The organism is Micromonospora sp. NPDC049107 (assembly GCF_040648595.1).
Taxonomy (GTDB): Bacteria; Actinomycetota; Actinomycetes; order Mycobacteriales; family Micromonosporaceae; genus Micromonospora.
Window position 1 is genome coordinate 48,594 of record NZ_JBEZEC010000010.1, and the last position, 10,946, is coordinate 59,539.

Sequence of the window (10,946 nt, forward strand, 5' to 3'; positions counted from 1 at the left end):
ACTGCGGCTGGTAGCGTGCGCCGATCATGAAGATCACGGGGGAAACATCGATGAACCGAACTCGACTCGTCCTGACTGGCCTGGCCGTCGGGGCGGCGTTCGCGATGTCCGGCTGCGATCCGCAGCCCGAATCCGAGAGCACCGCGACCGCGCCGTCTCCGGCGGCCTCGAGCGCCGCCCCGACCACCACCGCAGCCAGCAGTGCGGCCAACGACGCGGCCACGGTGCAGGCCTGCGCCGACATCAACAAGGACATCAAGGACAACGCCACCAAGATCGCCAAGGCCGAGAAGATCGGCCCGCCGGCCGGGCACTTCGCGGTCAGCGCCCAGTGGGTCGCCGGTTCGGTCGCGATCCTGGCGCACACGATAGGCGCCAACGACGTGGTCACCACCGCCTCCGAGAAGATCCAGAACGAGATGATGGCCCTGAGCGACGCGTACAACAAGTCCGCCGACGCCAAGCCCAGCAAGAAGGCTCTGGAAGCAGCCCTCAAGGAGTTGGACTCCGCCTGCTCCGCCGCCTGACCGGTTCGACTACCGATCGGCGGTGACCCCCACTCGGACGGTCACCGCCGATTCGCATGTGATGCGACCTCCGGCACCCGCATCAGCGGCCGCTGAACAACCCACGGAGGCCCGCGCGACGAACGGCGGGCCTAACCAACTGCCGGCGCAGTGCTATGGCCTGTTTCCGAAGGGCGTTCGAGATGCCCCTCAACGGTGCGGTGGGACCGTGGGTCGGAACGGCGGCTGGGGGGTAAGTCCCAGCAGATGGCGTAGCGGGAGGAGCAGCGACGGTGGCCCGAGAGGGGATGACGCTCACCGATGCCGGCGCGGACCAGCGCGATACCGGCGGCGAGCGGAGCAATCTGGTCCGATATTCGCTGCTCGCCTCACTCGCCCGGCTGGCCGACGAGGGTGCCCGCGTGGGGCTCGTCCTGCTCGCCGTCGAGACCACGCGGAGCGCCGGGTTCGGCGGCCTGCTGGTCGCTGCGCTCATGGTCCCGCACGTGGTCGCGGCGCCGCTGGTCGGCGCGGTGGCCGACGCCACCTCCCGGCGCAAGGTGTTCTACAGCGGTGCGCTTCTGGTGTACGCCACAGCGCTCGCACTGACCGCGGTGGCCACCGGCTCGTCTCCCCGATGGGTGGCCGTCGCCGCCGCACTGGCTGCCGGTTGCGTCGGCCCGTGTCTCAGCGGCGGGCTCACCAGCCTGCTCAACGAGCTCGTCCCCGGGCGCCTGCGCAGCGCGTACGGCATCGATTCGACCCTGTACGGCCTGGCGGGCATCGTCGGACCGTCGGCGGCGGCGGTGTTGGCCGGCGCGTTCGGCGGCCGGATCGCGGTATTCTGCCTCGCCGGCTCGGCCGCCGCCGCCTCGTTGCTGCTGTGGTCGCTGCCGTTGGCGCGACGCGAGCGCTCGGAGAGGTATCACCTGCGCGGGGCCGACTTCCTCGCCGCCGCCAAGGTCATCATCAGGCGGCCGGCCCTCGGCTCGGTCACGCTGGGCAGCTGCCTCGGGCAGCTGGGCGCCGGCGCGCTACCGGTGACCGCCGCGCTGATGGCGCAGCGCGTCCACAGCACCTCGCTGACCGGTGTCATCCTGTCCCTCATCGCGCTGGGCGCGCTGGCCGGATCACTGCTGTATGTGTACTTCCCACTGCGCTCGTGGCTGCCCGAGAACGTCATCCTCGTCTGTCTCCTCGCGACTGCCGTCCCGTTCGCCGCAGCCGCCGCGTTCCACACCACCCCTGCCGTCTACCTGCCTGCCTTCGCGATCAGCGGCCTGATCAACGGCCTGATGTTCTGTTCCCTGCTGGTGGTGCGTGGCCGGGAGGCGCCACCCGAGCTGCACACCCAGGTGTTCACCGTCGGCGCTGGCCTGAAGAGCGCGTCCGGCGCCATCGGATCCGCGTTGGCCGGCGGGGCGGCCGGTGCCGGCGTGGCTGTCCTGCTGGGCGGGGTGAGCCTTTGCCACGCGCTCGGCGGGCTCCTGGGCGCCGCGGTACTCCGCGCGCCGCGTCGACGCCCGACGGACCCGGAGAACCAGTGACGGAACGCCGGCATCGGTGGGAGCAGCCGGTGGTCGCCCACTGGTCTTTCGAGGCGCTCGTCAACGACGGTGCTGGACGAGCCCGACCGACGCATCCGCGACGTCGCCTGCTCGACATGGACGCGGCGCATCTGGCGAAGGAGTGATCACATCAGTCAACCGACGACCGAGGCCGACCCCTCGACAGACCGGCGGACGGCGGTGGCGGCACTCGTTGCGCTCGCCGTGGGGGCGTTCTGCTACGTCGCGATGGAGACGATGCCCGTCGGCCTCCTCCCCTTGATCTCGGAGGAGTTCGGGGTGTCGCTCGCCGACGCCGGGATGCTGGTGACCGGCTACGGGTTGACCGTCGCGATCGTCTCCGTGCCGCTGGCGTACGTCACTCGCCGCGTACCGCGACGGCTGCTGATATCCGTGCTACTGGGTGTCTTCGTGGTGGCGACCCTGCTGTCGGCGGTGGCGGTGGACTATGTGATGTTGCTGGCGGCGCGGGTCGTCGTGGCGCTCAGTCAATCGGTGTTCTGGGCGGTGGTCGGGCCGGCGGCGGCCAGCCTCTTTCCGCAGCGGGTACGTGGCCGGGCCATGTCGACGGTCTTCGGCGGCTCGGCTCTCGCACCGATGCTCGGCGTGCCGGCAGGGACCTGGCTGGGCCAGCAGGCGGGCTGGCGCTGGACCTTCGTGGCACTGGCCGGCTTCGGCCTGCTCGCGCTCGGGCTGGTCGCCGTCCTGATGCCAACGACACCGGTCGGAGCCGCACACGCCGCGACCGGCACCGCGCCGAGCGTCCCGCGCTACTGGATCCTGGTCGCGACCACCGCCCTGTCCATCACCGGACTGTTCACCGCGTTCACCTACACCGCCCCGTTCCTCACCGAAGTGAGTGGCTTTCCCGCAGCGGCGATCGGCCCCCTGCTGCTGCTGCGCGGCCTGGTCAACTTTGGTGGCATCGCGGTCGCCGGTGCCGTGGTCGACCGCAGTGAACGGGGGACCATGGTGGGCTCGCTCCTCGTTCTCGTGGTCTCGCTGGTCGGCCTGTACCTGTTCTCCGGCTGGCAACCGGCTGTAGCCGTGATGCTCGCCCTGTCCGGCTTCGCGCTCGGCGCGCTGACCCCGGCCCTACAGAACCGGGTGCTGGAGGTGGCTCCCGGCAGTTCAGACCTGGCGTCGGCCGGGAACTCCGCTGCCTTCAACGTCGGTATCGCCGGCGGGGCGCTCCTCGGCGGAGCCCTGCTGTCCGGACCCGGCATCGCCGACACCGCACTGGTGGGTGGGCTGGTCGCCGCCGCTGCTCTGCTGCTCGCACTGGTCGAGCCGCTGATCGCCCGCGACGTTCATCGGCAGCAGGCCACCGAGGGGCCGCGTCGGTACGCCACCAGCCCGCACGCACCGCGGTGAGGAGGAAGCCGGCCAGGCTATCCGGACCCGGCGGAGGCAACCACGTCCTGGCCGTGGGGAGATGGACGGTACGGGTGGAGCGCGGCGACCCGTCGGGCTTCATCAGTCGCCGTGCGGGTCGCCCTGAGCCGGGCGATGCTCCTGCGGACACGGGCGGCCGTGATTAACCTCGCAGCATTTGCCTCTAACGTCAACGTGAGGTTCTAGCGTGTTGGTATGGAAATCAACGGCTCAACAGCTCTCGTGACCGGCGCCAACCGCGGCCTCGGCAAGGCGTTCGCCGAGGCACTCCTCGCCCGCGGCGCCACCGTCTATGCGACCGCCCGGCGTGTGGAAAGCATCGACATTCCCGGTGCCATCGCCCTCCAGATGGACATCACGGATCCGGCGTCCATCGAGGCCGCGGCGGCCCAGGTGGGCGACCTCGACATCCTCATCAACAACGCCGGCACCTCCACGGACGCCCCGCTGCTCGGGCCCTCGACGGAGAACATCCGCAAAGACTTCGACACCAACTTCTGGGGAACCCTCAACGTCACCCGCGCGTTCGCGCCGAGGCTGGCCGGTGGCGCCATTCTCAACGTCATCTCCGCGTTGAGCTGGTACACCTTCTCCCCCGGCAGCAACGGCTACGCCGCCTCGAAGGCCGCGGAGTGGTCCCTGACGAACGGCATCCGACTCGAGTTGGCCGACCAGAAGACTCTGGTCACCGCCCTGGCGCTGGCGATCGCCGACACGGACATGATGGCCGGCATCGACATCCCCAAGCTCGCGCCCCACGAGGTGGTCACCCAGGCCCTCGACGGGCTGGAGGCGGGCAAGATCGAAGTCATCGCCGACAAGCCCACCGCCAACGTCAAGGCCTCGCTCTCCCGCGACCCCGCCCTCTTCTACGCCGACCTCGCCGGCAACCTCTTTGCGTGACTATCGCAGCGTCACGCAGGCCGGAGTAGACGACCTGGTCAGGGGCGTACGCCCGATACGGGGGCCGGCCTCCGGTGGAGCCGGCCCCCGTATCCGTGACGCCGCAACGGCCCACATCTTCGGCCGGATCGCCCCGCACGTGCCGTAAGCGATCGGTAATCCGGCCCCGCCTGGTCACGATGAGGTCCGGCGGCTTGACTTGAACCGTGACTCGCCGTCTTCTCCGCGCTCCTGTCGCCTGGATCGTCGTTGCCGTGCTCGGCATCGGTGCCGCAGGAGCGCTCTACTGGTTCCAACCGTGGCGGTTGTTCACCGACACGGTCGTGGCGGAGCCCCTCTCCACCGTCCCGCAGCCGTCTCAGTCCGCGCAGCCGTCTCGGTCCTCATCCGACGCCGCGGACGTCCCGGCCGCACCGATCGTTCTCGCAGAGGGAACCTTCATCACCCACGAGCACGACACCAGCGGCACGGTCCGGATGGTCCGCAACCCGGACGGCAGTCACCAGCTGGAGATCGACGGGCTGGACACCAGCGACGGCCCTGACCTACGGGTGTGGTTGTCCGATCAGCGGGTTCGCGCAGGCACCGCCGGCTGGCGGGTGTTCGACGACGGTCGGTACGCGGAACTGGGCAAACTCAAGGGCAACCAGGGCGATCAGGTGTACCGGCTGGCCGCCGGAGTCGACCCGGCGGAGTTCCGCAGCGTCAGCATCTGGTGCAAGCGCTTCGCCGTCTCGTTCGGCGCCGCGGAACTTGCCGCCGTCCCGTCATAGCTGGACGCGTCTGCGTCCTGAGCCCGGAACGATGCCCCCGCTCCGCGATCGACATCCGCGTCGAGATCGGTCGGGCCGTACGGGAGGCGTTATACGGCGACGTCGACGCGGCCACCGCCGATTCCGCCATCGACCTGCTCGCCCCGGCCGCGCCGGTCGGCATCGCGGCCGATGCCCCGGTCGTGACCCGCGAGCGCTACGGCTCGGTACCCAAGACGTACGTGGTCTGCACCAAGGAGAACGCCGTTCCGCCGGCGCCGCAACGACGGCTGATCGCCGAGATCGACGCCGTCTCGACGTCCCCGACCCAGGTGATCGAGCTGGACTCCGCACACTCGCCGATGCTCTCGCACCCGGACGACCTCCCCGCCGCCATCGGATCGGCCGGGCTCGGCTGATCACGGCCCACCCATTGCCCGCTCAGGCCGCGGTGAGCTTCCGGATCGACGGCGAAGCGCCGCGGCCTGAGGTGGGAAGCGCAATCAGGACCGACCGCCGCCCGGCCATACGTCGTAATTGACGGTGGTCCAGGAGATCCCCGGACCGAGGCGGGAACGGCTCGGTGCGCAGAGGCCCGCCCCGCAGGGCTCGGAGAACACCGTACGGATGGCCCAGATCGGTCCGGACGGTCCCATCGGCGGATTCTTCGCCGCTCGGGAAGTCCCCTGGTGACCCGTGCCGGCCCCGAACTGCTCGGCGCGAGCGCCCCGACCGTGAATGGATCACGGACGAACTCCGAGAGGAATGGCGCCGTCAGCGCCCCGGGCGCAGTTGCCAGGAGTTGTGCGAAGTGGACAGGAATCTCCGCACCGCCCAGAAGTGGAACGCCAGCCCGATGCTCCAGGCGACGATCGACCAGACCGGCCAGAAGAATTGGTCCGGGGTGACGAACCACCAGACCACGATTTGGGCGAGGTTGGCGACCACGTACCAGACGAAGTGGATCACCAAGGCCCATTTGGCAGCGGTTTCGCTCTTCGAGAATGTCATGGCCGCAGACTAGGCCGAACGACTTGACGAACACGGAAATCGCCCGGCAGTCGAGCTGCATTCCCGTTCAGTGTCCGTCAAGCAACGCCTTTTAGGTTCAACCGGAATCTCTTCCGGAAACGACTACTGAAAGGCTCATATCAATGACGACAACCCGCCGAACACTGCTGGCCGGTGCCGCCGCGGCCGCCGCCGGGGCTGCGCTCGGGGCACCCGCCGCACAGGCCCACCCGCGACCCGCCAATCAGCCGAAGCCCACGGTGGTACTCGTGCACGGCGCCTTTGCCGATGCCTCCGGCTGGAACGACGTCGCCACTCGCCTCATCCGCGACGGATACCCGGTCATCGCTCCGGCGAACCCGCTGCGCAGCGTGGCCTCCGACTCCGCGTACCTGGCGAGCGTCCTCGCCACTCTGAGCGGCCCGATCGTGCTCGCCGCCCACTCGTACGGGGGGATCGTCGCCACGAACGCGGCGACCGGCAACCCGAATGTGAAGGCGTTGGCCTACGTGGCCGCGTTCGCGCCCGATCAGGGCGAGACGCTGCTGGGTCTACAGACGAAGTACCCGGGAAGCAAGCTCAATGAGGCGGCGCTGGACTTTCGGCCCTACGAGGCCGGCCTCGTCGACGGGTACATCAAACGGCAGTTCTTCCGGGAGGTGTTCGCCGCTGACGTGCCGAAGGCGACCGCCGAGCTGATGTGGACCGGGCAGCGGCCTGCCGACGCGCGCACTCTCGGGGAGCCGTCGGGCGTACCGGCCTGGAAGAACATTCCTTCCTGGTACCTCGTTGCCCGCAACGACCAGGTGCTGCCTGCCGAGGCGCAGCGGTTCATGGCAGAGCGGGCCGGCGCGCAGGTCCGGGAGGTCAACGCGTCGCACGTCGCCATGATCTCGCAGCCCTTCGCCGCGGCCGAACTCATCAAGCGCGCCGCGCGCTGACGAGGCGCAAGAGAGGGCTGGAGGCCGGCCCTCGACCGGCCAGGGCCGGGCTGGGGGTAGTCCACCAGCTCGGGGCCCTGGTCAGGCGCGACGGGAAGGTCACCTCGGTATTTCCCCGGATCTGCGTCGACCACCGGCCTACGGGCGTGCCCGAACCCCGCTCACACGAGTGAATCTGCGGAGGAACGCGATGCACCAGCAGGCATTTGAGGGTCAGTGTGCCGCCGCGGAGAACCGGCGCGCCTCGACCACACCACCCGTGAGACATCCGAAGCTGACGTTGCTGGCGCTGGCGCTGGGCACCTTCGCGATCGGTACCGGCGAGTTCGGTAGCAACGGCATCATCCAGCTCTTCGCGTCCGACCTGGACGTGTCTATTCCGGTGGCGACGTATGCGATCACCGCGTACGCCCTCGGAGTGGTGATCGGTTCTCCGACGATCATCCTGCTCGCCGCACGAACGAACAGGCGCCGACTACTGATCGGCCTGATCGGACTGTTCCTGGTCGGCAACGGGCTCTCCGCGCTGGCTCCTGACATCACGTCACTCGTCATCTTCCGATTCATCGCCGGGAGCGTGCAGGGTGCGTTCTTCGGCGCGGGAGCTGTGGTCGCCGCCTACGTCTACGGACCGGGAAGGGGCGGCAGGGCATTCGCCACCGTGATGGGCGGCCTGACCATCGCCACCATCGCCGGGTCCCCCCTGGGCACTCTCATTGGTCAGAACGCGGGCTGGCGTGTCATGTACTGGACCGTTGTCGCCGTGGGTCTGCTCGCTGGCGCCGCCCTCGTTGCCTGGCTGCCGCGCACCGACGAACTGCGCGGCAGTTCGGTCGCCAGCGAGTTGCGGGCGTTGCGTCGACCGAACGTATGGCTGATGGTCGTCGTCGCGGCGCTCGGCATCTCCAGCATCTTTGCCGTTTACACGTTCATCGGCCCATTCGTCACCGACGCCGTAGGGCGGGACGCCTCAGTCATTCCGCTCGCACTGGCCGTCTTCGGCCTCGGCATGGCGGTCGGCAACCATCTCGGCGGCCGCGTCGCCGACCGCTCGGCAGATCGCGGTCTGACCTGGGGCTACGGCGGCGCTCTGGCACTCCTCGTGCTGATCGGCGTCGCCGGCAGCAGCCTCGAGGTTCTGCTGCCGTGCCTGTTCGGCGTCGGCGCGACCATGATGTACGCGATCCCCAGCATCCAAGTACGGCTGACCAGCTTCGGCCCCGACGCCCCGACGCTGATGGGTGCCCTCAACCTGGCCGCTCTCAACCTGGCCAACTCTCTCGGCGCGATCGGCGGCGCGATCACCCTTGACGCCGGTTGGGGCACCCTGTCCACCGTCTGGGCCGGCTTCGTCCTCACCACCACCGGCCTGGTCCTGTACGTCACGACCGTCGCCCGACGCAGGCCAGCTCCATGGATGACGGCGCGCTTCATCGCGGGCTGATCGTCAACGACGAACAGCCCTCGCCCCCGCCCACTAGAACTCAGAACGAGGAGATTCACGATGAACACGAGTGTGAATCGGCAAACTGTCGACCTGTCGCCCTACCCGGACCTGGTGGTCGTCTATCTGGGCATGCGCGTCAACCGGCTCTTTGGCCTGCGGACGCTGATGGGTTACGGCCCGCAGATCGGCCGATCCGCCAGCGACAACCCCGAGGGTCTCCTTCGGCATGAGCCCCTGCTGTGGTCGCTGTTCCCGATGCACGTCGGCATTCGGCAATACTGGCGGGACCTGCCCTCCCTGTTGTCCTGGGCCCGTTCGGAACCACACCGGATCTGGTGGCGCAACTTCCTGCGCGACAGCGGCGGTACGGGCTTCTGGCACGAGACCTACCTACTCCGTGGCGGGATGGAGGCGGTCTACGACGACATCCCGAAGGAGCAGGGCTTTGCCGCCTTCGCTCCCGTACACCCCGCACGCGGTCCCCTCTTCAGTTCGGCCGCACGCGTCGGACGCCCCGAGGACAACGCCGCACCGGTCATCAGCGAAGACGAGCTCTACACAGCGGGATCCGGTCAGTAGGCAACACCGTTCCGCAATCGATCGTCACCTCGGCGATCGACCCGTCGCGGTGAGCCGTTCGCCAGGTGGCTGCGGCTCACCGCGGCCGGCGGGCGGTAGGCGTCGGAGCGCGCTTCTCCGCTGCTCGGATCGCTACCCGCTCAGCCTCGCTCGGGCGTCCTCGGCGTCGGGGTGGTCGAGCGCCTCGAGGATGGCCAGCGCCTCCTGCCACGCGAGTCGCGCCTCGGTCTCCCGCCCGCCGACCTCGTGACAGTCGCCGATGTGCAGGAGGATCGTCGCCTCCGGGTACCGATGGCCGAGTTCACGCAGCATGTCCAATGAGCGTTGGTGGCAGTAGCTGGCCTCGTCCTCGTGGCCGAGCTTGTGGTGGGCCTGACCCAGACTGTCCCAGGTGTACGCCTGACCGGAGCGGTTATCGACCGCCTCGAACAGCGCCAGTGCCTCAGTGCAGCTGGCCAGCGCCTGTTCGTAGTCGTCGGCGAGGTAGTGGATCCAGCCGATGTCGTTGCGCGCCGCCGCCTCACGGTCGCGGTCGTTCCCAGCCTGGAACAGCGTCAACGCGCGGTCGGCCTCGGTCATCGCCTCGGGATAGCGGCCAAGCTGGACGAGCACCTCCGAGAGACTGAGGTGGATCCCGCCCTGACGGACGGGGTCGGCATCCGGGCCCAAGTCGATGGCCCGCAGGTAGAGCCGGATGCCGCGGCGACGACCGCCGCGCCTTCTCGGCGGCGGCGGCGAGGGTCGCCGTACCTGGTGGTGATACTGGTGACGGGCAACAATGAGCCGATCGGTTCAGGCGCGGCGGACAGGAGCAACCGATGGAGCAGTTCGCGGTCGTGGTCGGCGCCGGCTCGTTCAGATCGGATGACGGTGGTGCGATCGGGTTCCCTCATCGCTGGACACCCGAGGGCGTCACCGTCGAGGCGGACTTCACCGGGGCGCACCTGTTGCACCTCGCTGCGGCCGGCTGCGTTCTGAACGACGTGTATCGGGAGGCAAACGTACTCGGCATCCGGATCGACGGGGTACGTGTATCGGCGGAGGGAGGCTTCGACACGCAGACGTGGATATCGAGCGGCATCACCTACCAGGTCGAGGTGAACTCACCCGCGTCCGGCGACGAACTTGCCACGCTGTTGGATCGTGTCGACGACGTCGCCGAGATACCGCGGGCGATTCGCGCCGGGGCCACGGTACGAAGAGGCTGACTCACCCGCCGGCCGAACGAGCAGGTACAGCGGGCGTGGCGGCGACTCATGCCGACGCAAGCAGGACCTCGATCATTGTCTGCGGTTCGATGATGTCTGGCCGGTCGTTGACCTGACATGCATCCGATTGCGTTGCGACCGCGTCGTGTCCGTGTGTTGCAGCCCGAGCCCGGGGCCCCGTCGCGCCGGGTCGGCCAGGTAGTCGTCACCGATCTGCCGGTATCCCAGCAGCGCCTGCCAGAACGGCAGCACGTCCGAGCTCACCGCGGCGTCGAGGGTGATGTTGAGGAGCTGCACTGCGGCGGGGTCGGCGGGGATGCCCAGCGCACGGGCAGCGGCCGATATCCGTCGCGCCAGTGAGACGTCCCGCCGGGACAGCGACACGGTGACGCCCAGGTGGGGCAGGTCCACGTTGGATTGCTCCTGCTCGTCGGGGCCCGCGAGCCGACCGATCTCATCGACGAACGCGATCCCCGCAGACAGCGAGCCGGTCCGGAAGTGGGCCGAGACCAGGTGGTAGAGACAACGCCAGTCTTCGACACCGTCAGCCGCGTGGAAATGCCCAGCGGTGATCCGCACCGTCGTGTCCGCGAACCTAACATCGACGGCGGCCTGGTCGCCCACCGCGGCTTGGCC

At 69.0% G+C, this 10,946-nt stretch carries 13 protein-coding genes; 10 read left to right on the plus strand and 3 right to left on the minus strand.

What is annotated here, in order from left to right:
* The first annotated feature begins 50 nt into the window (after window positions 1–50).
* The 6 genes from AB0B55_RS24020 to AB0B55_RS24045 all read left to right on the plus strand — a co-directional run bounded on the left by AB0B55_RS24020 (window position 51) and on the right by AB0B55_RS24045 (window position 5,543).
* Window positions 51–527 (plus strand): hypothetical protein, encoded by a 477-nt coding sequence (locus AB0B55_RS24020; RefSeq protein ID WP_357124933.1) that lies wholly within the window; start codon window positions 51–53, stop codon window positions 525–527.
* Window positions 528–799: 272 nt separating this feature from the next.
* Window positions 800–2,053, plus strand: a complete 1,254-nt coding sequence (locus AB0B55_RS24025) for an MFS transporter (protein WP_357124930.1) — start codon at window positions 800–802, stop codon at window positions 2,051–2,053.
* 201 nt (window positions 2,054–2,254) lie between these two features.
* Window positions 2,255–3,448, plus strand: coding sequence for an MFS transporter (locus tag AB0B55_RS24030; RefSeq protein ID WP_357124927.1), 1,194 nt, complete (start codon window positions 2,255–2,257; stop codon window positions 3,446–3,448).
* A gap of 216 nt (window positions 3,449–3,664) precedes the next feature.
* On the plus strand, window positions 3,665–4,372 hold the full coding sequence (locus tag AB0B55_RS24035; protein ID WP_357124924.1) for an SDR family oxidoreductase: 708 nt from the start codon (window positions 3,665–3,667) through the stop codon (window positions 4,370–4,372).
* 206 nt (window positions 4,373–4,578) lie between these two features.
* Window positions 4,579–5,145, plus strand: a complete 567-nt coding sequence (locus tag AB0B55_RS24040; protein ID WP_357124921.1) for a DM13 domain-containing protein — start codon at window positions 4,579–4,581, stop codon at window positions 5,143–5,145.
* Between the two features lie 182 nt (window positions 5,146–5,327).
* On the plus strand, window positions 5,328–5,543 hold the full coding sequence (locus tag AB0B55_RS24045) for a hypothetical protein (RefSeq protein WP_357173949.1): 216 nt from the start codon (window positions 5,328–5,330) through the stop codon (window positions 5,541–5,543).
* Between the two features lie 355 nt (window positions 5,544–5,898).
* Here the strand turns inward: AB0B55_RS24045 and AB0B55_RS24050 are convergent, their stop codons facing one another.
* Window positions 5,899–6,135 carry a 2TM domain-containing protein gene (locus AB0B55_RS24050; RefSeq protein WP_357124916.1) on the minus strand — a complete coding sequence of 79 codons (237 nt, stop codon included), beginning with the start codon at window positions 6,133–6,135 and terminating at the stop codon, window positions 5,899–5,901.
* Between the two features lie 143 nt (window positions 6,136–6,278).
* Between AB0B55_RS24050 and AB0B55_RS24055 the strand changes: the two genes are divergently transcribed.
* The 3 genes from AB0B55_RS24055 (at window position 6,279) to AB0B55_RS24065 (ending at window position 9,102) form a co-directional block, all read left to right on the plus strand.
* Window positions 6,279–7,076, plus strand: coding sequence for an alpha/beta hydrolase (locus AB0B55_RS24055; protein ID WP_357124913.1), 798 nt, complete (start codon window positions 6,279–6,281; stop codon window positions 7,074–7,076).
* A 259-nt stretch (window positions 7,077–7,335) separates the two neighbouring features.
* Window positions 7,336–8,520 carry an MFS transporter gene (locus AB0B55_RS24060; RefSeq protein WP_357124910.1) on the plus strand — a complete coding sequence of 395 codons (1,185 nt, stop codon included), beginning with the start codon at window positions 7,336–7,338 and terminating at the stop codon, window positions 8,518–8,520.
* Between the two features lie 60 nt (window positions 8,521–8,580).
* The gene (locus tag AB0B55_RS24065) at window positions 8,581–9,102 is read left to right on the plus strand and encodes a DUF4188 domain-containing protein (RefSeq protein ID WP_357124906.1); all 522 of its coding nucleotides are present in this window, start codon (window positions 8,581–8,583) and stop codon (window positions 9,100–9,102) included.
* Window positions 9,103–9,234: 132 nt separating this feature from the next.
* Here the strand turns inward: AB0B55_RS24065 and AB0B55_RS24070 are convergent, their stop codons facing one another.
* A complete protein-coding gene (locus AB0B55_RS24070) occupies window positions 9,235–9,771 on the minus strand; it encodes a tetratricopeptide repeat protein (RefSeq protein WP_357124903.1) in 537 nt (178 codons plus the stop codon).
* A 149-nt stretch (window positions 9,772–9,920) separates the two neighbouring features.
* Between AB0B55_RS24070 and AB0B55_RS24075 the strand changes: the two genes are divergently transcribed.
* On the plus strand, window positions 9,921–10,310 hold the full coding sequence (locus AB0B55_RS24075) for an OsmC family protein (RefSeq protein WP_357124900.1): 390 nt from the start codon (window positions 9,921–9,923) through the stop codon (window positions 10,308–10,310).
* Between the two features lie 72 nt (window positions 10,311–10,382).
* On the opposite strand, the gene AB0B55_RS24080 is transcribed toward AB0B55_RS24075, so the two are convergent.
* Window positions 10,383–10,934, minus strand: a complete 552-nt coding sequence (locus AB0B55_RS24080) for a VOC family protein (RefSeq protein WP_357124896.1) — start codon at window positions 10,932–10,934, stop codon at window positions 10,383–10,385.
* Between the last annotated feature and the right edge of the window lie 12 nt (window positions 10,935–10,946).

Excerpts from the sequence above, each read along its gene's own strand:
- AB0B55_RS24020 (WP_357124933.1), top strand. The coding sequence starts at position 51 with ATGAACCGAACTCGACTCGTCCTGACTGGCCTGGCCGTCGGGGCGGCG.
- AB0B55_RS24035 (WP_357124924.1), top strand. The coding sequence starts at position 3,665 with ATGGAAATCAACGGCTCAACAGCTCTCGTGACCGGCGCCAACCGCGGC.
- AB0B55_RS24050 (WP_357124916.1), bottom strand. The coding sequence starts at position 6,135 with ATGACATTCTCGAAGAGCGAAACCGCTGCCAAATGGGCCTTGGTGATC.
- AB0B55_RS24055 (WP_357124913.1), top strand. The coding sequence starts at position 6,279 with ATGACGACAACCCGCCGAACACTGCTGGCCGGTGCCGCCGCGGCCGCC.
- AB0B55_RS24065 (WP_357124906.1), top strand. The coding sequence starts at position 8,581 with ATGAACACGAGTGTGAATCGGCAAACTGTCGACCTGTCGCCCTACCCG.
- AB0B55_RS24075 (WP_357124900.1), top strand. The coding sequence starts at position 9,921 with ATGGAGCAGTTCGCGGTCGTGGTCGGCGCCGGCTCGTTCAGATCGGAT.